General features: G+C 73.0%; 16 protein-coding genes. 5 read left to right on the top strand and 11 right to left on the bottom strand.

The features are described from left to right. Positions 1 to 2: 2 nt before the first annotated feature. From LC193_RS27380 to LC193_RS27360, 5 genes are read right to left on the bottom strand one after another with little or no spacing between them, the layout of a single operon-like run. Complete coding sequence (locus LC193_RS27380; RefSeq protein WP_226078052.1) at positions 3 to 2,138, bottom strand: glycoside hydrolase family 36 protein; 2,136 nt, start codon at positions 2,136 to 2,138, stop codon at positions 3 to 5. Next, positions 2,135 to 3,064: an ABC transporter ATP-binding protein gene (locus LC193_RS27375; RefSeq protein ID WP_226078051.1), complete on the bottom strand. Its 930-nt coding sequence runs from the start codon at positions 3,062 to 3,064 to the stop codon at positions 2,135 to 2,137. The genes LC193_RS27380 and LC193_RS27375 overlap by 4 nt, the downstream gene beginning before the upstream one ends. Next, the gene (locus LC193_RS27370; protein ID WP_226078050.1) at positions 3,061 to 4,971 is read right to left on the bottom strand and encodes a dipeptide/oligopeptide/nickel ABC transporter permease/ATP-binding protein; all 1,911 of its coding nucleotides are present in this window, start codon (positions 4,969 to 4,971) and stop codon (positions 3,061 to 3,063) included. Before LC193_RS27370 ends, LC193_RS27375 begins: the two co-directional genes overlap by 4 nt. Before the next feature lie 19 nt (positions 4,972 to 4,990). After that, positions 4,991 to 5,980, bottom strand: a complete 990-nt coding sequence (locus tag LC193_RS27365) for an ABC transporter permease (RefSeq protein ID WP_226078049.1) — start codon at positions 5,978 to 5,980, stop codon at positions 4,991 to 4,993. Between the two features lie 9 nt (positions 5,981 to 5,989). Beyond that, positions 5,990 to 7,681 carry an ABC transporter substrate-binding protein gene (locus LC193_RS27360; RefSeq protein ID WP_226078048.1) on the bottom strand — a complete coding sequence of 564 codons (1,692 nt, stop codon included), beginning with the start codon at positions 7,679 to 7,681 and terminating at the stop codon, positions 5,990 to 5,992. A 319-nt stretch (positions 7,682 to 8,000) separates the two neighbouring features. Here LC193_RS27360 and LC193_RS27355 point away from each other — a divergent pair, with 319 nt between their 5' ends. From LC193_RS27355 to LC193_RS27345, 3 genes are all read left to right on the top strand, one after another. Further along, on the top strand, positions 8,001 to 9,275 hold the full coding sequence (locus LC193_RS27355; protein ID WP_226078047.1) for an ROK family transcriptional regulator: 1,275 nt from the start codon (positions 8,001 to 8,003) through the stop codon (positions 9,273 to 9,275). A gap of 256 nt (positions 9,276 to 9,531) precedes the next feature. Next, positions 9,532 to 10,737 (top strand): cytochrome P450, encoded by a 1,206-nt coding sequence (locus LC193_RS27350; RefSeq protein WP_226078046.1) that lies wholly within the window; start codon positions 9,532 to 9,534, stop codon positions 10,735 to 10,737. 74 nt (positions 10,738 to 10,811) lie between these two features. Next, complete coding sequence (locus LC193_RS27345) at positions 10,812 to 11,921, top strand: type III polyketide synthase (RefSeq protein ID WP_226078045.1); 1,110 nt, start codon at positions 10,812 to 10,814, stop codon at positions 11,919 to 11,921. A gap of 39 nt (positions 11,922 to 11,960) precedes the next feature. Here LC193_RS27345 and LC193_RS27340 read toward each other — a convergent pair whose 3' ends face one another. From LC193_RS27340 to LC193_RS27330, 3 genes are all read right to left on the bottom strand, one after another. Beyond that, a complete protein-coding gene (locus tag LC193_RS27340) occupies positions 11,961 to 12,470 on the bottom strand; it encodes an NUDIX domain-containing protein (protein ID WP_226078044.1) in 510 nt (169 codons plus the stop codon). Positions 12,471 to 12,539: 69 nt separating this feature from the next. Then, positions 12,540 to 13,340, bottom strand: a complete 801-nt coding sequence (locus LC193_RS27335) for an SAM-dependent methyltransferase (protein WP_226078043.1) — start codon at positions 13,338 to 13,340, stop codon at positions 12,540 to 12,542. Positions 13,341 to 13,633: 293 nt separating this feature from the next. Next, positions 13,634 to 14,722, bottom strand: coding sequence for an FAD-dependent oxidoreductase (locus LC193_RS27330; RefSeq protein ID WP_226078042.1), 1,089 nt, complete (start codon positions 14,720 to 14,722; stop codon positions 13,634 to 13,636). A 217-nt stretch (positions 14,723 to 14,939) separates the two neighbouring features. Between LC193_RS27330 and LC193_RS27325 the strand changes: the two genes are divergently transcribed. After that, a complete protein-coding gene (locus LC193_RS27325) occupies positions 14,940 to 15,359 on the top strand; it encodes an HIT family protein (protein WP_226078041.1) in 420 nt (139 codons plus the stop codon). Here LC193_RS27325 and LC193_RS27320 read toward each other — a convergent pair. After that, on the bottom strand, positions 15,334 to 16,410 hold the full coding sequence (locus tag LC193_RS27320; protein ID WP_226078040.1) for an ATP-dependent DNA ligase: 1,077 nt from the start codon (positions 16,408 to 16,410) through the stop codon (positions 15,334 to 15,336). The genes LC193_RS27325 and LC193_RS27320 overlap by 26 nt on opposite strands. A 77-nt stretch (positions 16,411 to 16,487) precedes the next feature. Here LC193_RS27320 and ligD point away from each other — a divergent pair, with 77 nt between their 5' ends. Continuing rightward, positions 16,488 to 17,534 (top strand): non-homologous end-joining DNA ligase, encoded by a 1,047-nt coding sequence (gene ligD / locus LC193_RS27315; RefSeq protein WP_226078039.1) that lies wholly within the window; start codon positions 16,488 to 16,490, stop codon positions 17,532 to 17,534. A gap of 24 nt (positions 17,535 to 17,558) precedes the next feature. On the opposite strand, the gene LC193_RS27310 is transcribed toward ligD, so the two are convergent. Both LC193_RS27310 and LC193_RS27305 read right to left on the bottom strand, forming a co-directional pair. Then, positions 17,559 to 18,395 (bottom strand): SAM-dependent methyltransferase, encoded by an 837-nt coding sequence (locus LC193_RS27310; RefSeq protein ID WP_404819497.1) that lies wholly within the window; start codon positions 18,393 to 18,395, stop codon positions 17,559 to 17,561. Positions 18,396 to 18,699: 304 nt separating this feature from the next. Beyond that, positions 18,700 to 19,872 carry an aminotransferase class I/II-fold pyridoxal phosphate-dependent enzyme gene (locus LC193_RS27305; RefSeq protein WP_226078038.1) on the bottom strand — a complete coding sequence of 391 codons (1,173 nt, stop codon included), beginning with the start codon at positions 19,870 to 19,872 and terminating at the stop codon, positions 18,700 to 18,702. Between the last annotated feature and the right edge of the window lie 46 nt (positions 19,873 to 19,918).

The raw sequence follows: 19,918 nt of genomic DNA, 5'->3' as shown, positions 1-19,918 counted from the left end.
CCTCAGCGGAGCCGGATGACGCGGGCGGTGGCCGCGGGCCCGGACTCCGGGCTCGTCAGGCGCAGTTCGCCCCGTTCCGCGTCCCATGCCAGGGCCCACTCGGCCGCGCCGGTGCCGGGTCCTGGGAACAGCACCTCGGGCCGGATGTCCGCGCCGCGCAGGTGCGGCACCGGCAGGACCAGCTCGGGGTCGGCGCCGGGGCGGCGCCACACCGTGAGCAGCGTCCCGCCGCCCGCCTCCGGCGCCCGCAGGCCCGTGGCCACCCAAGGGCCCGCCGCGTTCGTCAGGCCGAGCGGCCAGAACGGCAGCGCCCCGGCGATCTCCTCGCGCAGGTCCTTGTGGACCGCCACCGCCGCGCGGACCAGCGCGAGCTGCTCGGGCGCCATCCGGTTCAGGTGCCCCGACAGGTACAGCCGCCCCAGGACGCCCGTCGCCAGTGTGAACGCCGACTCCTCGACCGACATCTCGGGCTGCGTGTACGCCCAGTTGCCTGCCTGCTCCGGCAGCACCGAGGCCGGGGCCGCCGACGCGATCGGCGGGTAGAGCAGCGGGTTCTGCTGGTCGGACGTCGACTGGAGGTGCAGCCGCGACAGCATGGCGTAGTCCATGCGCATCGCGCCCGAGGCGCAGTTCTCGATCAGCAGGTCCGGGTGCCGCTCAAGCAGCGCGTCCAGCCACTCCAGGTGCGCCCGGTTGTGCGCGAGCAGCCCCTCACCCGGCGCGCAGCCGCCCGCGTCGGTGCCGGCCCCCGGCATGATGTTGTAGTCGAACTTGAAGAAGCCGACGCCGAACTCCTCGACCAGCCCGTCGACGATGCCGTCCACGTGCGCCCGCGCGGCCGGGTGCCGCAGGTCCAGGTGGTAGCGGCCGTGCTCCACGACACGGCGGCCGTGGCGCTGGAAGAACGCCTCGTCGGGCAGCCGGCCGGCCATCGGCGAACGGACGCCGACGACCTCGGGCTCCAGCCACAGCCCCGGCACCATCCCGCGCTCCCTGACGCGCGCGACGACCTCGCCGAGACCGCCGGGGAAGCGCGTCGCCGAGGGGCGCCACTCCCCCACGCTGTCCCACCAGTGGCCGTCCTCGTCGTACCAGCCGGCGTCGACGCAGAAGTACTCCGCGCCGGCCTCGGCCGCCGCGTCGATCAGCGGCAGCAGCTTCGCCGTGGTCGGGTTGCCCATCAGCGTGTTCATGTAGTCGTTGAACACCACGGGCAGCGGCCCCGAGCGGCCGGCCCGCAGCGCCCTGCGCTGGTGGGTCAGCGCGCCGAACGCCTCGTCCACGCCGCCCGCGGCGACCGCGAGGGACACCGGCACGGTGGTGAAGCCCGCTTCGGCCGTCACCACCGTGCTCCACTGGTGCTCGGCGTCGGTCGGGCCGAGCAGCGCCAGGTAGGCGCCGGCGCGGCGTTCGCCCAGCTCCCAGTGCCACGCGCCGTTGTGCTCGATCTGCCACGCGAGCGCCCAGGAGTCGTCCGCGGCCACCACGGCGCCGGTGGGCAGCCGTTCGCCGGTGGACCACGAGCTGCGGGAGGTCACGGGGAACCGGCTGCGCGAGGCGTGGTGGTGCGCCTCGGGGTCCATGGCGACCAGCCCGACCTCGCGCAGCGGGGCCCGCCGCCAGCGGGACTCGGCCACCCAGTCGGAGTCGGCGCACACGACGTCCATCCCGTCCACCGGGCGGCCCGCGTCGGCGAGGAACGCGCCGGTGACCACGGAGGTGACGGCCTGGAGCCGCACCTCCTCGGCACCGGGGGCGAGCGTCACCTCGGTCCAGGCGCGCACCGCGGGCACGCCGCGCGCGGCCCGGAAGACGCTGGTGACGACCAGCCCGCTGACGTCGTCGCGCTGGGTGAGGCGCAGTTCGGCCCAGGTCCCGTCCGCCGACTCCTCGTGCCCCACGTGGCGCAGGCGCGCACCCACGGTGGTGTCCGCGTAGCGGTGGCTGCCGGGGAACCGGCCGTGCCCCAGCGCCTGGAGCTCCACCAGCGGCGGGGCGGCGGCCTCCTCAGGCGGCGCGGCGGGCTCCCCGGCGCCCGCGGGGCGCACGGAGAGCAGCGAGACCGGCAGGTCGCCGCCGACGGCGAACGTCAGCCGCGCGACGCCGCCCTGCCAGACCAGGCGCGTGCGGGCCGTCATGAGGACGCGCCCCCCGCCGGGTTGGCGAGCGCCGCGGCGATCGGGGCGGCCTTGTCGAACGGGTGCCACGACTGGGTGTGGTGGTCGTACATCCGGGTCAGGTCCTCCTTCTCGATCGCTCCCGGCGAGGCGGCCAGCGACCTGCCGCGTTCGTCCGGGTTGGGCGCGGCGGCGGCGAGCAGCTTGGTGTACGAGTGCCGCGGGGTGAGGATCACGTCGTCCGACGGGCCCCGCTCGACGACGTGCCCGCGGTACATGACAAGGATCTCGTCGGAGAAGTGCCGCGCGGTGGCGAGGTCGTGGGTGATGTACAGCACCGCGAGGCTGTCCTCGCGCTGGAGGCGCGCGAGCAGGTTGAGCACGCCGAGCCGGATGGACACGTCCAGCATCGACACCGGCTCGTCGGCGACCACGACCTGCGCGCCGGGCGCGAGCGCCCGCGCGATGGCGACGCGCTGGCGCTGCCCGCCCGACAGCTCGTGCGGGCGGCGCGGCGCGATGGAGCGCGCCGGGGTGAGGTTGACGCGTTCGAGCAGCTGGTCGACCAGTGCCCTGGTCTCCTCGCGGCTCTTGGCCCGGCCGTGCAGCCGCAGCGGCCTGGCCAGGTGGTGCTCGATGGTGTGGAAGGGGTTGAGCGAGGCGAACGGGTCCTGGAACACCATCTGCACGTGGTCGCGGTACTCCCGGTCCGCCACCGGGGTGCCGTCGGCCTTGGTCGCGATGATCTCGCCGCCGGTGGGCCGTTCGAGCCGGGCGAGCATCTTGGCGACGGTGGACTTGCCCGAGCCCGACTCCCCCACGAGCGCGACGGTCTTGCCCGGCGTGAGGGTGAAGGAGACGTGGTCCACCGCGCGCAGCGTGGAGGAGCGCAGCCCCGAGCGGATGGCGTAGTCCTTGACCAGGTCGCGGACCTCAAGAGCGGTCACTGCGGCGCTCCCTCGTTCTTCGTGAATGACGACTCGCCGGTGCGGATGAACGCGCCGCGCTCGCCGGTCAGGCTCGGGAAGGAGCCGAGCAGCTGACGGGTGTACGGGTGCTTGGGGCGCTCGTAGATCTCACGCGCCGGCGCGTACTCGACGACCTCGCCGGCCCGCATGACCGCGATGCGGTCGCTCAGTTCGAGCAGCATCGGCAGGTCGTGCGTGATGAAGACGACGGCGAAGCCCAGTTCGTCGCGCAGCCGGATGATCTCCTGGAGGATGCCGCGCTGCACGACCACGTCGAGCGCCGTGGTCGGCTCGTCCATGATCATGACCTGCGGGTCGAGCAGCATCGCCATGGCGATCATGACGCGCTGCCGCATGCCGCCCGACAGCTCGTGCGGGAAGGAGTCGAGGCGGGCGGGGTCCACCCGGACCAGGCGCAGCACCTCTTCGCAGCGGGCGCGCCGCTCCTCCTTGGACATGTCCGGCTTGTGCGTGAGGAGCACGTCGTCGAGCTGTTCGTGGATGGAGATGACCGGGTTGAGGGAGTTCATCGCCCCCTGGAAGACCATGGAGAGCTTCGCCCAGCGGAAGCGGCGCAGGTCCTCGGCGTCCAGGGCCAGCAGGTCGATGTCCCCGCCGTCGCGGTCGTGGAAGACGACCGAGCCCGAGGAGACCTCGGCCGGCGGGCGGTGCAGCCGGTTGACGGCGTAGGCCAGCGTCGTCTTGCCGCAGCCGGACTCGCCGGCGAGGCCCAGGATCTCGCCGCGGCCCAGGGTGATCGAGACGTCCTTGACCGCGTGCACCGGGTTGTCGGTCCGGTAGACCACGTTGAGGTTGCGGACGGTGAGGACCGCGTTCCCCCGCTCGGCGGCCTGGTCGCCGGCCACGGCGGGCGGGGCCTCGGCGGCGGCGCCGGCGACCGGGGCCGCCGGGGTGACCGGCGGCGGCGCGTCGGCCTTGCCGGTCGCCTTGGGCACGCGCAGCTTGGGGTTGATGATCTCGTCGATGCTGAAGTTGATCAGCGAGAGGCCGCAGCCGAACAGCGCGATCATCAGGCCGGGCGGGCCGAACCACCACCAGGCCTCGTACTGGAGCGCGAAGCCGTTCTGGGCGTAGTACAGCATGGTGCCCAGGGTGTGGGAGTTGGCGGCGCCAAGGCCGAGGAACGACAGGCCGGCCTCGGCCAGGATGGCCGCGATGACGGCGAAGACGAACTGCGAGGCGAGCAGCGGCAGCAGGTTCGGCAGGATCTCCACGGTGATGATGCGCCACCGCTTCTCCCCCGCCACCCGGGCCGCGGCCACGTAGTCGCGGTTGCGCAGCGAGAGGGTCTGGGCGCGCAGCACCCGCGCGGAGGCGGCCCAGCCGGTGATGGCGAGCACCAGCGCGACGGTCCACCAGCCGCGGTCCTGGGCGGGCACGAAGCCCGCGATGACGATGACCAGCGGCAGGCCGGGGATGACCAGCATGACGTTGGACAGCAGGGAGAAGCCCTCGTCCACCGCGCCGCCCGCGTAGCCGCCGATGATGCCGAAGAGGGCGGACAGGACAGTGGCGAGGATGCCGACGACCAGGCCGACCATGAGCGAGCCGCGCACGGCGTGCGCCAGCTGGGCGAGCACGTCCTGCCCGGTCTGGGTGGTGCCGAGCCAGTAGTCGCCGCTCGGCTCGGTCATGCCGATGCTGTTGATGGCGTCCGGGTCGCCGACCAGCATGGGGCCAAGGGCACCGAACAGGACGATGCCGAGGACCAGCGCGAGCCCGATGCCGAGCTTGGGCGACCAGCTCGGCAGCAGCGCGCGCATGCCGCTCTCGCGCGCCGGTGGCGGGGGCGCCGACTTGACGGGGGCCGCCTGGCCCGGCGTGCCCTGGTCGGGGCTGCCGGCGAGCGGGCTTGGATTGGTCACGATGCCTGCTCCTTCCTGGTCAGTTCTCGACTCGGGTACGCGGGTCGATGAAGCCGTACAGCAGGTCGACGACCAGGTTGGCGGCCAGCACCGCCACCGTGATGACGAGGAAGATCCCCTGCATCAGGGCGTAGTCGCTGTTCTCCACGGCCTGGAGCAGCTTGCCGCCGATGCCGGGGTAGGAGAAGACCTGTTCGGTGATGATGGAGCCGGAGACCACGAAGCCGAGCGAGATGGCGAAGCCGGCCACCGAGGGCAGGACCGCGTTCCGCGCGGCGTAGCGGGTCATGATCCGGTTGTTGCGCAGGCCCTTGGCCCGCGCGGTGAGGATGTAGTCCTCGGACATGGTGGAGACCATCATGTTCCGCATGCCGAGCAGCCACCCGCCGACGGAGGAGACGACGATCGTCAGGGCGGGCAGGAAGCCGTGGTAGATCGCGGAGCTGATGAACTCCCAGGTCCAGCCGGTGGACAGGGAGACGTCGTAGCCGCCGTTCAGCGGGAACCACGCCAGGGACGTGGAGAAGAACATCACGAAGATCAGCGCGAGCCAGAAGTACGGCACGGCCGAGAGCACGGTGGTGGCCGGAATGAGCGAGTCGAGCCAGGTCCCGCGCTTCCAGCCCACCACCATGCCGAGCACGACGCCCACCAGGAATGACAGGAAGGTCGCGATGCCCACGAGCACGATCGTCCAGGGCAAGGACTGCGCGATGACCGTGGTGACCTCTTCGGGGAAGACGCTGACCGAGACTCCCAGGTCCCCGCGCAGCATGTTGGCCAGGTACGAGAAGTACTGGTCCCACAGGGGTTCCCCCGTGTCCGTACCGAGCATCAGCGCGTAGGCCTCGCGCACATCGGGTCCAACCGAGCCGCCACGCTGCTGGAGCTTGGCCAGCAGCGTGTCGACTGGGTTGCCCGGCATCATTCGTGGAATGAAGAAGTTCAGGGTCAGGGCCGCCCACAGGGCGACCAGGTAGAACCCGAGCTTCCGGGCGTAGTACCTCATCGGTTCAGGTCACTCACCGGTCGGTTCGAGGCTGCGGTAGATCTCCGCCTGGTCGGGGCGCTGCCAGACCGCGGGGTAGGCGTAGAGATTGACGTCCGTCGGCCAACCGGTGAACTTCGCCGAGTTGAACTGGCTGGTGTTGCCGCCGAGCATGATCGGGATGTACGGCATGTCCCGCTCGATCTCGGCCTGGATGATGTCGTAGTACGGCTGCCGCTGCTCGGTGTCCGCCGGGTTGATCTGGTTCAGCTCGGCGATGGCGTCGTCGACGGCCGGGTTGGAGTACCGCGCGAAGTTCGGGTTGGCGGTTTCGCCGACCGGAACGGTGTTGTCGCTGTTGAAGAAGTTGTTGTACACGTAGTACGGGTCCGGCGTCGGGCCCGGGTACTGCGAGTCGATCTGGAGCTGGAAGTCACCGCGACCGCGGGCGTCCATCGTCTCGTTGTTGGAGGCGGGCTGCGGGGTCAGCTCGATGCCGGCCTCCTTCAGCTGCTCCGACAGGGTGTTGACGGCCGTGATGTAGTCGGTCCAGCCGGTGACCACGCGCACGGTCATGGACAGCCGCTCGCCGTCCTTCTCGTAGATGCCGTCGCCGCCCATGGTCCAGCCGGCGCCCTCAAGGATCTCCTGGGCCCGCGCGATGTCGGCGTTCATCGGCACGGTCTGGTTCTCCAGGTCGGCCGAGACGTAGCCGGCGTCGCGCTCGGGCAGCGCGAAGCCGGGGGACATCTCGTCCGCGGTGTTCTGGAAGGCCAGCGTGTTCAGCTGCTCGCGGTCCATCGCGTAGTAGATGGCCTGGCGCACGGCCGGGTCGGTCTGCGGGCCGGTGCAGCCGAGTTCGGCGTTGGAGCAGGTGTCGAGCACCATCTGGAAGGCGTGGACGGTGACGTCCTTGTACCCCTCGTGGTTGGCCTCGAAGTTGGCCATGTCCGGCACCGGGCCGGTCTGGAAGTCGATCTCACCGGCGGCCAGGGCGTCTGCACCGGCCTGGTTGCCGGAGAGGGCGACGTAGCGGACCTCGGGCAGCTCGGGGGCGCCGTCCCAGTAGTTCTCGTTCGCGGCGAGCGTGAACGCCTGCGGGCTGAACTCCTGCAAGGTGAACGGCCCGGTGCCCACCGGCTCGGGTATCTGGTCCGTCCCCGGGTCCTCCAGCTCGCCCCAGATGTGCTCGGGCACGATCCAGGTCTTGCCGAGCAGGTCGGGGGCCTTCATGTAGGCCGGCTCCTCGAACGACACGGTCAGGTGCGTGTCGTCCACGACCGTCGGCTCACCCTGGAAGTTCTGGGTGTTGAGGGCCTCGTTCTCCAGCAGCATGTTCAGGGTGAAGGCCACGTCGTCCGCGGTGAACGGCTCGCCGTCCGACCACTCGACGCCCTCGCGGAGGGTGATGGACAGCTCGGTGCCGTCATCGTTCCACGCGTATTCCGTGCCGAGCCTGGGCGCTGGGTCGTCCTGGCGCGCGATGTTGTAGAAGAACAGCGGCTCGAAGATGGTGCCCGGGCCCTCGGAGACCGTCGGCAGGTACGGGTTGAAGACGCGGGGCCAGTCGCCGGCGAGGCCGGTGTAGACGATCAGCGTGTCGCTGTCGGCACTCGAACCACCGTTGTCCGAACCGCCACCGCAAGCGGTGGCCAGCAGCCCGACCGACACCACTCCGATCGACGCTGTTCGTATGCGCCGCCACCTCGCGTGCATGGACATGCTTCGTTCCTCTCATGGCCTGCCCCACCGTTGGGGCATGGAAGGAGTCACCCAGGGGTATGTGATTGTTAAGCCGCCGAATTAACAAAGTCAACCCTCTAAAGACACGAACAGACAACGACGTGCATGCCAAGCGCCGACACGCTGCGCGGTCACGGGACCACTTTCAGCGACAAGTCGGGGCACTCGGGATGGATCGCCGTCGCCCGAGGTATGACTCTGGCAAACTCGTTCGTCAGGCGAATAAACTAAGCATCGCGCAGCGTTACCTCGCTGCCGCGTTGCGTCGCCAACTCCCGTGAACGATGCGGAGGACTCTGTGAGCGGACCAGCGGGGACCACACCCCACGCCAGCAGCCGGGCTGCTGTCCTGGACGTGATCCGTGCGGCCGGAACCATCAGCCGGGTCGGACTCGTCAAGGCCACCGGGTTCACCGGTGCCACCATCTCCACCGTGGTCCGGCGGCTGATCGACGACGGACTCGTGCTTGAGACGGGACGGGCCGAGTCCACCGGCGGCAAGCGCCGGGTGCTGCTACAGCTCAACCAGTCCTCCCGGTTCGCTGTCGGCGTGCATCTGGACCACGCGGGGCTCACGTATGTGCTCACCAACCTGGGTGGTTCGGTGGTCGCCCGGATGTCCCGCGCGGGTGTCGGCACCGACGATCCCCCGGTCGTCGTGGCCAGGATCGCCACGGAAGTCGACGCGCTGATCGACGGAGCCGGTATCGACCGCAGCAGGATACTGGGCCTCGGATTCGTCACTCCGGGGCCCTTGGACCAAACCGGCGGCATGCCGCTGACCCCGCCCGCGATGCGGCACTGGGAGCACTTCCCGCTCGACCGCGAACTCGGCGCGGCCGTCGGCCTGCCGGTCGTCCTGGAGAACGACGCGACCGCCGCGGCACTCGGGGAGCACTGGTCGGGCGACATCGGCGGGACGGCGACGTTCGCGGCCCTCTACATGGGCACGGGCATCGGGGCCGGCCTGATGATCAACGGGGTCACCTACCGCGGCGCGGGCGGCAACGCCGGCGAGATCGGCCACATCTGCGTCGACATCGAGGGTCCCGAGTGCTGGTGCGGCGCACGCGGCTGCACCGAGCAACTGGCCGGTCCTGGCGCGGTCGTCGGCGCGGCCCTGGCCGACCCCGAGCTGGTCAGGTCGGCCGGTCTGACCAGCACCGGCGAACGGCCCAGGCGCGTCGCGGACTTCGCCGCCATCACCCGCGCCGCGCTGCGCGGCGACCCGCGGGCCAGAACGCTGCTCGAACGCTCCGCGCGCTACCTCGCGGTCGCCGCCCGCACCCTGGCCAACATCATGGACCTCGAACAAGTGGTCCTCACCGGCCCGAGCCTGGCCATCGCCGGGTCGATCTACCTGCCCGTGGTCCAGGAGGAGCTGGACCGGTCCTTCTTCTCGCGGGCCACCCACTCCGTGCCGGTGCGCCTGTCCCGCTCCGCGGCCACGGCGCCGGCCATCGGCGCCGCCGCCCTGGTGCTCCAGTCCGAACTGGTGCCGCTGCGCGAGGGCTTGCGGCTGCCGGACAACCTCGGGGACGCGGAGCCGAGCGGGCAGCCGGCCGTGCGCTGAAGCCCCCGGCCGACGGGCCGCGTTCCGCCGTCCGCATCGCAAACGAAACCACCGGGTGCCCCGGTGGGCCGGACCGGCCCACCGGGGCGCCTCGCGTCTCCGCACGGCCCGCGAGCCACGCCGAACATCCTCTAACGGGTTAATTTCACGGGCCGGGCACATGACCTCCGCATCGGACGGGGACACACCGTAAGTCCAGGTGCGCGGCCCCAAGACCGCGCCCGCCGTGACGCGGCCCGAGGATAGGAGCGCCGGAGTGGAGAACTCCGAGACCGTCAGGACCTGCCCCTTCGACTTCGCCGAGGGACTGGAGTTCGACCCGTTGCTTCGGCAACTGATGCGCGAGGGGCCCGTCACCCGCATCCGCATGTCCTACGGCGAGGGCGAGGCGTGGCTCGTCACGCGCTACGAGGACGTCAGGACCGTCACGACCGACCGCCGCTTCAGCCGCGCCGCGCTGACCGGCCGGGACTTCCCCCGCATGACCCCCGCGCCGATCGTGCAGGACGAGTCGATCAACCTGCTCGACCCGCCCGAGAGCAGCCGCCTGCGCCGCCTGGTGGCCCAGGCGTTCACCGCGCCGCGGGTCGAGCGGATGAAGCCCGCCACGCAGGCCATCGTGGACGAGCTGCTCGACGGCATGGCCGAGCACGGGCCGCCCGCCGACCTGGTCGAGCACCTGTCGACGCGGCTGCCGCTGACGACGATCTGCGAGGTGCTCGACATCCCGCGTGAGGACAGGACCCGGCTGCGCGCGCAGGCGATGGCCATGATGAACACCGGTGTGACGACCAGGGACGAGGCGGTCCGCGCCAAGGCCGAGCTGCGGTCCTACTTCGCGGACCTCACGCGCGAGCGGCGGGCCAGGCCGGGCGACGACCTCATCAGTGTGCTGGCCACCGCGCGCGACGGCGACGAGGTGCTCGGCACCGACGAGTTGACCGTGATGGCCATGGTCCTGCTGATGACGGGCCACGACACCAGCACCTACCAGCTCAGCAACATCACCTACACCCTGCTGACGCACCCGGAGCAGCTCGCGAAGCTGCGGGCCAGGCCGGAACGGCTGCCGCAGGCCATGGAGGAGCTGCTGCGGTACATCCCGTTCCGCAAGGGCGTGGGCATTCCGCGCGTCGCGACCGAGGACGTGCAGATCGGCGACGTCACCATCCGCGCCAACGACACGGTGCACGTGTCCTACCTGGCCGCCAACCGCGATCCCGCCCGCTTCGCCGATCCGGACCGCCTCGATCTGGACCGGCCGCCCGCACCGCACATGACGTTCGGCTGGGGCGCCCACCACTGCATCGGCGCGCCCCTGGCCCTGATGGAGCTCCAGCTCGCCATCGGGAGTCTGCTCGCCCGCTTCCCGGGACTCGCGCTCGCCGTCCCGGCCGCCGACATCCGCTGGAACGACGAGTCGATCTGGCGCTATCCGTACGAGCTTCCGGTCACCTGGTGACCGGATGCGCCCACTGACACAGCCATCGGTACCGCGCGGGTCACGGACGTGGCCCCGCGGAAGGGGAGGGGATCATGGCAACTCTGTGCAGGCCGGCCATCGCCGTGCCCGAGCACGTGCTCACGCTGGAGCAGACCCTGGAGCTGGCGCGCACGCTGCACGCCGACCATCCGCAACTGGCGCTGGCCCTGCGGCTCATCGAGAACACCGGGGTCCGCACCCGGCACATCGTGCAGCCCGTCGAGGAGACGCTGCGGCACCCCGGCTTCGAGAAGCGCAACCAGGTGTACGAGGCCGAGGCCAAACGACGCGTGCCGCAGGTGGTCTTCAAGGCCCTCGACCACGCAGGGCTCGGCCCGCGCGACATCGACCTGATCGTCTACGTGTCGTGCACCGGCTTCATGATGCCGTCGCTGACGGCCTGGCTCATCAACACCCTCGGCTTCGACGACGACACCAGACAGCTCCCGATCGCGCAGCTGGGCTGCGCAGCCGGCGGGGCCGCGATCAACCGCGCCCACGACTTCTGCCTGGCCTACCCCGAGGCCAACGCGCTGATCGTGGCCTGCGAGTTCTGCTCCCTGTGCTACCAGCCGACGGACCTGGGCGTCGGCTCACTGCTGTCCAACGGCCTGTTCGGTGACGCGGTGGCCGCGGCCGTGGTGCGCGGCAGGGGCGGCACCGGGGTACGCCTCGAACGCAACGGCTCGCACCTGGTCCCGGACACCGAGGACTGGATCTCCTACGCGGTGAGGAACACGGGATTCCACTTCCAGCTCGACAAGCGGGTCCCCACCACCATGGAACTGCTCGCGCCCGCCCTGCGCACCCTGGCGAGAGCACACCAGTGGGACGTCTCGGGCCTGGACTTCCACATCGTGCACGCGGGCGGCCCCCGCATCCTGGACGACCTGTGCCGCTACCTCGGCGTCGCCCCGGAGATGTACCGCTACAGCCGGGCCACGCTCGCCGAGCGCGGCAACATCGCCAGCTGCGTGGTCTTCGACGCCCTTGAGCGGCTGTTCGCCGACGGCGGCGCCGGGGATTCCGCCCGCGGCCTGATCGCCGGGTTCGGACCCGGCATCACCGCCGAGATCTCGCTCGGCAGGTGGTCCTCGGGCGAGTCGGTGCCGAGACCGGGGCGGAGCCGGGCGGAGGCGGGGCCGCGCGCCGCGGTCGGCTGACCGGCCGCGGGCGGCCCGGCGCCCGGGGCGAGGGCCCGGTCAGCGACCGGCGAACCAGGTCTCGACCACGGCGGTGTGGGTGGGGAAGGCGAGCGGCGCGGGCGCCGTCAGCACGAGCCATTCCGTGGCCTCCGGGGTGGCGGCCGGCGGCGGCAGGGTCCCGGCCGCCACCGGCGGCAGCAGGGCGAACACGTTCAGCGTGTGGTCACCGGTCCGCACGTCGAAGAGCGTGACCTCCGCCGGGGAAGCCGTCAGCCCGGTCTCCTCCCCCAGCTCGCGGACGGCGGCCTGCTCCCAGGTCTCGCCCAGTTCCATGTAGCCGCCGGGCAGGGCCAGTTCGCCGCGGCACGGCTCGATGTCGCGGCGGACGACCACGAGACCGCGACGTTCCCCCTCCAGCACCGGCAGCAGCGCGACGGCCACGGGGAGCGGGTTGGCCCAATGGGTCTCCCCGCACCCCGGGCAGTCCCGGGGCCACGCGGCGTCGGCCGCGTAGCCGACCCCGCAGAACGGGCAGTGTGTGACGGTACGTCCGTACGTGTAGGCCATCAGCGGCTGGCACCCACCTTTCGAGTCGTGCGAGCTTAGCGAAAGCGCACCGGCGCGGAACGGGACCGCTCAGGGCTTGCGGCCCACGCCGCCGAACACGTCGAGGTCACCCGTGGCCGCCGGGTCGCCGTCCGGCCCCGGGCGCCAGCGGGGGCAGGAGACGACGCCGGGATCGATCAGGTCGAGGCCGGTGAAGAAGCCCGCGATCTCCTCACGGGTGCGCAGGTGATAGGGCGCGGCGCCGCTGTCGTTGTACGCCCGCTGGGCGGCCTCGAACCGGCCGCATCCCGCGCCCGCGCCCCCGTCGTTGAGGGTCAGATGGCTGCCCGCGGGCAGCCCGGCCAGCAGGCGGCCGACGATGGACCTGGCCTCCTCGTAGGTGCCGACGTGGCCGAGCACGCCGCTGAGCACGAGCGCGACCGGCCGGGACAGGTCGAGGGTGCGGGCCGCGCCGCGCAGGATGGCGTCGGGGTCGTGCAGGTCGGCGCGCAGGAAGTCGGTGACGCCCGGCGGGCCGACGGCGAGGAGCGCGCGGGCGTGCGCGATCACCAGCGGGTCGTTGTCGACGTAGACGACGCGCGTGTCGGGGGCGATGTCCTGGGCCGTGTCGTGGATGTTCTCCGCCCCGGGCAGTCCGGTGCCGATGTCGAGGAACTGGCGGATGCCCACGGGCCCGGCGAGATGGCGGACCGTTCTGAGCAGGAAGCCGCGCGAGGCGCGTGCCACCTCCACGACGCCGGGGAAGACACTGCGGTACCGCTCGCCCGCCACCCGGTCGACCTCGTAGTTGTCCCGCCCGCCGAGCCAGTAGTTCCAGATCCGCGCCGAGTGGGGCACCGTCGTGTCGATCAGGGGTGCTTCGTCGGTCACGTGGTGAGTCTCCTGTTGCTGCTGTGCGGGGAGGTGGCCTGGGGCGATGAGGACGCGTCCGGGGGCGGGGAAGGGCGCGCCGCGCCGCGGGGCGGCTCAGCGGCGGGATAAGGCGCGCGGGGCCCGGCGCGGCGGGCGGCCGGGACCTGCCGCTGGCCTCCGGGTCCTGTGCTCGGCCCTGGCTGCGACCGGCTCGGGCGGGGTGGCCGCGCAGACCGGGTGACACAGCTCGCGGAGGTTCATAACAGCACCGCATCATAGACGCCACCTATCGTTTCGTCGACAAAGTGTCGTCAGGGAGTGAAGACGGGGCGCCGTTCGCCGGGAACCGGCATGCCCGGCAGCGCGCACACCTCCAGGACGGCGGCGCGCCCCGCGCGGTTGGCGCCGATGGTGCTCGCGGAGGGCCCGTACCCGACGAGGTGCACGCGGGGGTCGCGCGCCGCGCGCGTGCCCTCAAGCCGGATGCCGCCCCCGGGCTCCCGCAGCCCGAGCGGGGCGAGGTGGGTGATCGCGGGTCTGAAGCCGGTCGCCCACAGGATGGTGTCGGCGGCCACGGTCCGTCCTCCGTCCCAGACCACGCCGTCCGGGGCGACGCGGTCGAACATCGGCTGCCGGCGCAGCACGCCCTCCTCCCTCGCCCGGCGCAGCGCCTCGGTCATGGGCAGCCCGGTGACGGACACGACGCTGCGCGGCGGCAGGCCGTCCCGCACCCGCTCCTCGACCATGGCGACCGCGGCCCGGCCCTCGACCTCGCCGAAGCCGCCCTCCCTGAAGACGGGCGGGCGGCGGGTCACCCAGGTGGTGGCCGCGGCGACCGGCGCGATCTCCAGCAGGTGCTGCACGGCGGACGTGCCGCCGCCGACGACGACCACCGAGCGGCCCGCGAACGCGTCCGGCCCCGGGTATCCGGCCGTGTGCAGCTGCCACCCGCGGAAGGCCTCCTGCCCCGGCACGCGCGGCCAGAACGGGCGGTCCCACGTGCCGGTCGCGTTGATCAGGGCGCGGGCCCGCCACGTGCCGGCCGAGGTGGTGGCCAGGAGGAACCCACCGCCGTCGTCGCGCACCGCGCGCACCTCGACCGGCCTGAGCACCGGCAGCCGGAAGGCCCGTTCGTAGTCCGCGAAGTACGCGCCGATCACCTCGGCGGACGGGCGTTCCGGGTCGGCGCCGGTCAGTTCCATGCCGGGCAGGGCGTGCATGCCGTGCAGGCGGCCGTAGGTGAGGGTGGGCCAGCGGTGCTGCCAGGCCCCGCCGGGGCGCGGCGCGCGGTCCAGCACGACGAAGTCGGCGCCGGGGCGCAGACCGCGGCGGGCGAGGTGGTGCGCGGCGGACAGCCCGGCCTGCCCCGCTCCGATGACGAGAACGGCCACGTGATTCATGCCCTGGTCAACCACACGGTCCGCCCGGGGCTTCCCTCGGCAGGACCCGGGCTCTGCGCCCGGGACGCGGACCGCTCCCCGGCCTCGTCTCATGAAGTCCGCCGGATCTCGTCGAACGCGTCGCCGTACGTCCGTACCTGACGGCCGCGGGCCGGTCCGGGCGACCGGCAGGCCGGAACGTTGTTGACTGGCGGCTGTGAGTGGACCGGAGACGTGTGTGTTCTGTTCGATCGTGGACGGTGCGGCGGACGCGCACCGGGTGTACGAGGACGAGGAGGTGATGGCGTTCCTCGACGTGCGGCCGGTCTTCCCCGGCCACGTTCTCGTGGTGCCCAGGCGGCATGTGGAGACGCTGACGGACCTGCCGGGCGAGGCGGTGGGCCCGTTCTTCCTGCGGGTGCGGCTCGCGGCCGGGGCCGTGGAGCGCGGGATGGGGGCCGAGGGGACGTTCGTCGCGGCGAACAACCGGGTCAGCCAGTCCGTGCCGCACTTCCACGTGCACGTGGTGCCGCGCCGCCGCCGGGACGGGCTGCGGGGGTTCTTCTGGCCGCGGACCCGGTACGAGGACGCCGCCGCGGCGGCCGAGGTGGCGGACCGGGTGCGGGCGGCGTTCACCGATCCGGCGGGCGGTCGGTGAGGACGTCGCCGAGGTCGAAGCCGACCGGCTCCTCCAACTGGGCGTAGGTGCAGTCGCGCGGTTCGCGGTCGGGCCGCCAGCGGCGGAACCTGGCGGTGTGCCGGAACCGGTCGCCCTGCATGTGGTCGTAGGCGACCTCCACGACGCGCTCGGGACGCAGCGGCTGCCAGGACTGGTCCTTGCCCGCGTTCCAGCGGCTCGGCCCGCCGGGCACGCGCGCGTCCTCGCCCGCCGCCTCGCGCGCCCCGCCCGTCCAGGGGTGGTCGGCCGCGGGGTCGAGGAAGAGCGGGCGGAGTTCCGCCATCAGCTCCCGCCTGCGCCGCATGGTGAACGACGCGCAGACCCCGACGTGCTGGAGCCGCCCGGCGTCGTCGTGGAGGCCGAGCAGCAGCGACCCGACGACATCGCCCGAGGCGTGCCTGCGCAGCCCGGCGAGCACGCAGTCGGCGGTGCGTTCGTGCTTGACCTTCACCATGGCCCGTTCGCCCGGCCGGTAGGGCAGGTCGAGCGGTTTGGCCACCACGCCGTCGAGGCCGGCGCCCTCGTAGGCGTCGTACCACTCCTTCGCCACGTCGAGGTCACGGGTGGCGGGGGTGACGAACAGCGGCGGGCGGCCGTCGCGCAGTGCCGCGAGCAGTGCGGCGCGCCGCTCGTGGAACGGCGCGGCGAGCAGCGCGTCCTCGCCCAGGGCGAGCGCGTCGAAGGCGACGAAGCCGGCCGGGGTGGCCGCGGCGAGGGTGCGCACCCGTGACGCGGCGGGGTGGATGCGTTCCAGCAGGGCGTCGAAGTCGAGCCGCCCGCCCCGGGCGACGATGATCTCGCCGTCGATGACGCAGCGGCGCGGGAGCGTGGCGCGCAGCCCGTCGACGAGTTCGGGGAAGTAGCGGGTGAGGGGCTTGGTGGTGCGGCTGTGGATCTCCACCTCGTCGCCGTCCCGGAAGACCAGGGCGCGGAAGCCGTCCCACTTGGCCTCGTAGTGCATGCCGGGCGGGATGCGGGCCACGGCCTTGGCGAGCATGGGTTTCACGGGCGGCATCACCGGCAGATCCATGCCCGGATTGTCCGCTTCCGGGCCCGTCCGGCGCCTGCCGGCGGGCGCGTTCGGGTGCCGCGTCCTACGGTGGCCCCATGGGCGCCAAGGCCGGGAAGAACGTGCTCGAACTCGACGTCGGGGGCCGCACGGTACGGCTGTCGAACCCCGACCGGGTCTACTTCCCCGAGCGCGGTTTCACCAAGCTGGACGTGGCCCGCTACTACATGGCGGTCGGCGAGGGCGTGGTGCGCGCGCTGCGGGACCGGCCCACCACCATGGAGCGCTACCCGCGCGGTGTGACGGGCGAGTCGTTCTTCCAGAAACGCGCCCCGAAGAACCTGCCGGACTGGATTCCGACCGGCAGGATCGCGTTCCCCAGCGGCCGGTACGCGGACGAGATCTGCCCGAACGAACCGGCCGCCGTGGTGTGGGCGGCGAACCTGGGCTGCCTGACGTTCCACCCGTGGCCGGTGCGCCGCGACGACACCGAGCACCCGGACGAACTGCGCATCGACCTCGACCCGCAGCCCGGCACCGACTACGCGGACGCGGTGCGCGCCGCCGGGGAGCTGCGCGGGCTGCTCGACGAGCTCGGCCTGCGCGGCTGGCCGAAGACGTCCGGGGGCCGCGGGGTGCACGTGTTCGTGCCGATCGAGCCCGCGTGGACGTTCCCGCAGGTGCGGCGGGCGGCGATCGCGATCGGCCGGGAGCTGGAACGCCGCGCGCCGGACCGGGTCACCACCTCGTGGTGGAAGGAGGAGCGGGGGCGGCGGATCTTCGTGGACTACAACCAGACCGCGCGGGACCGCACGATCGCCGGCGCCTACTCGGTGCGGCCCCGGCCGCGGGCCCCGGTGTCGGCGCCGCTGCGGTGGGACGAGCTGGCGGAGGCCAGGCCGGAGGACTTCGACCTGGTCACGATGCCCCGCCGGTTCGCCGAGGTCGGGGACGTGCACGCGGACATGCGCGAGCGGCTGTGCCGGCTGGACGCCGCGCTCGAACTGGCGGAGCGGGACGAGCGGGAGCACGGTCTGGGCGACCTGCCCTACCCGCCCGACCACCCGAAGGCCGAGGGCGAGCCGAAGCGGGTGCGGCCGAGCCGCGCCAGGGGGCGCGGCGGGCCGGGCGCCGCGGGGCCCTGACCCGGCCCCGGCCGCGGCGCCGGGTCAGGGCTTGCGGGCGACCCCGCCGGCCTGGCCGATGCCGGGCCGGTCGCCCGGTTCGGTGAAGTCGGGCCGCCACCGCGTGACCGGCACGACCCCGGGTTCGAGCAGGTCGAGGCCGTCGAAGTACTCGGCGATGCGCTCCACCGGGCGCAGGTGGTAGGGGACCGCGCCGGACGCGTTGTAGGCGGCCTGGGCGCGCGTATAGGTCTCGTCGGTGTCCGTGCCCTCGTTGAGCGACAGGTAGCTGCCCGACGGCAGTCCTTCCATCAGCCGGCGCACGATCTCCTTGGCCCGTTCGTGCGTGGGGACGTGCCCGAGGATGCCGCTCAGCACCAGGCCGACCGGCTGCGACAGGTCGAGCGTCCCGGCCGCGGCGGCCAGGATCGCGGCCGGGTCGCGCAGGTCCGCCTCGCGGTAGTCCGTGGCGCCCTCGGGCGTGGAGGTGAGCAGCGCGTGGGCGTGCATCAGGACCAGCGGGTCGTTGTCGACGTAGACCACGCGGCTCTCGGGCGCCACCCGCTGCGCGATCTGGTGCGTGTTGTCCGCGGTGGGCAGCCCTGTGCCCACGTCGAGGAACTGCCGGACGCCGGCTCGCAGGACCAGCGTCCGCACGCTGCGGGCCAGGAACGCGCGGGAGGCGCGGGCGATGTCGACGATGCCGGGGAACGCCTCCCGGTACTGGTCCCCGGCCATCCGGTCGACCTCGTAGTTGTCCGTGCCGCCGAGCCAGTAGTTCCAGATGCGCGCCGAGTGCGGCACGGATGTGTCGATCTTCGAGACCGGCTCGTCGCCCGGTCCCTGCGGGCCCGAATCCGGCGGGGTGGGGTCGTCGGTCACCTTCGGCCTCCTGTCGTCCGCGGTCGACGGCCGTTCCTCAACGTAGCGGCCCGGCGCTCGCGCCGCGCGCCGTGGCCGTCCGTCCGGCGCCCACCGCCGCGCGCGGCGATCACCGGCCTGTCGTGACGGAGCGTGGTGCTCATAGGCAAGCATCACCTCAGGGGCGGGAGGGCGCGGCGCCGCCCCGGGCCGGCTCGCACACCTGACGGCCGGCCCGCACCTGCCGGGTGCGGCAGCGGGAGCCGGTCCGCGCCGTTCGCCGCCGCGCGCGGGCGGGCCCGGTCGACCGCCGGACGGGGCGCGGCTACCGGTCGGCGGGTGCGGCGCCCGCGATGCGCCGCACCGCGTCCTCCACCTGTTCCGCCGTCAGGTCCGCGCGCGCGGTGAGCCGCAGCCGCGAGACGCCGTCGGGCACCGACGGCGGCCGGAAGCAGCCGGCCAGGACGCCCGCCGCCCGGCAGTCCGCCGCCCACCGCACGGCGGCCTCGGCCGAGGGGGCCCGCACGGACACCACGGCCGCGTCCGGCCTGGTCGCGTCGAGACCGGCGGCCGTGAGGCACCGGTACAGCAGGGCGGCGTTCGCGCGCACCCGCCCGGCCAGCCCCGGATCGCCGCGCAGCAGCCGCAGGGCGGCGAGCGCGGCGCCGGCCGCCGGCGGCGCGAGACCGGTGTCGAAGATGAACGGTCTGGCCTCGTTGACCAGGTGGTCGATCACCCGGGCCGGGCCGAGCACGGCGCCGCCCTGGCTGCCGAGGGACTTGGAGAGGGTGACGGTCGCGACCACGTCCCGGTCCCCGGCCAGTCCTGCGGCGGCCGGGGCGCCGCGGCCCCCGGCGCCGAGCACGCCGAGGCCGTGCGCGTCGTCGACGACGAGCGCCGCCCCGGCCGCCCGGCACGCGCGCGCCAGCGCGCCCAGCGGCGCGGCGTCTCCGTCCACGGAGAACACCGAGTCGGTGACGGCGAACGCGGGACCCGCGCTGCCGTCGAGTGCCTTGGCGAACGCCGCGACGTCGCGGTGCGGGACGACCTCGACCTCGGCCCTGGCCAGGCGGCAGCCGTCGATGAGCGAGGCGTGGTTGCCCGCGTCGGAGACGATCACCGAGCCCGGGCCGCCGAGCGCGGTGAGGGCGGCCAGGTTCGCGGCGTAGCCGGAGGCCAGGACGAGGGCCGACTCGAACCCGCAGAAGTCGGCGAGCGCGGCTTCGAGGTCCGCGTGCAGCGCGGTGCTGCCGGTGACCAGCCGGGAGCCGGTCGCGCCGGCCCCCCAGGTGCGCGCCGCTGCCGCCGCCGCGGCGGTCACCTCCGGGTGGCGCGCCATCCCGAGGTAGTCGTTGCCCGCCAGGTCGAGCGGCGCGTCGGGGCCGGCGGCGGACGGAGCGGGGCGCGGGCGCAGGGTGCGGACCAGCCCGGCGGCGCGGCGGCGCCGCGCGGCGGCCTCCAGCCGGCCGAAGGCGCGGACGCCGTCGTCGTCGTGCACGGGTACGCCTTTCCTGGCGGCGGGCCGCGGCCCCGGAGAAATCGGA

Source organism: Streptomyces marincola, assembly GCF_020410765.1.
Classification (GTDB): Bacteria; Actinomycetota; Actinomycetes; order Streptomycetales; family Streptomycetaceae; genus Streptomyces; species Streptomyces marincola.
This window is presented reverse-complemented; position numbering and strand designations above follow the sequence as displayed.

Bases quoted from the DNA above. Each gene is read 5' to 3' on its own strand.
- LC193_RS27380 (WP_226078052.1), bottom strand. From the start codon at position 2,138: ATGACGGCCCGCACGCGCCTGGTCTGGCAGGGCGGCGTCGCGCGGCTG.
- LC193_RS27365 (WP_226078049.1), bottom strand. From the start codon at position 5,980: ATGAGGTACTACGCCCGGAAGCTCGGGTTCTACCTGGTCGCCCTGTGG.
- LC193_RS27360 (WP_226078048.1), bottom strand. From the start codon at position 7,681: ATGTCCATGCACGCGAGGTGGCGGCGCATACGAACAGCGTCGATCGGA.
- LC193_RS27345 (WP_226078045.1), top strand. From the start codon at position 10,812: ATGGCAACTCTGTGCAGGCCGGCCATCGCCGTGCCCGAGCACGTGCTC.
- LC193_RS27340 (WP_226078044.1), bottom strand. From the start codon at position 12,470: ATGGCCTACACGTACGGACGTACCGTCACACACTGCCCGTTCTGCGGG.
- LC193_RS27330 (WP_226078042.1), bottom strand. From the start codon at position 14,722: ATGAATCACGTGGCCGTTCTCGTCATCGGAGCGGGGCAGGCCGGGCTG.
- LC193_RS27320 (WP_226078040.1), bottom strand. From the start codon at position 16,410: ATGGATCTGCCGGTGATGCCGCCCGTGAAACCCATGCTCGCCAAGGCC.
- ligD (WP_226078039.1), top strand. From the start codon at position 16,488: ATGGGCGCCAAGGCCGGGAAGAACGTGCTCGAACTCGACGTCGGGGGC.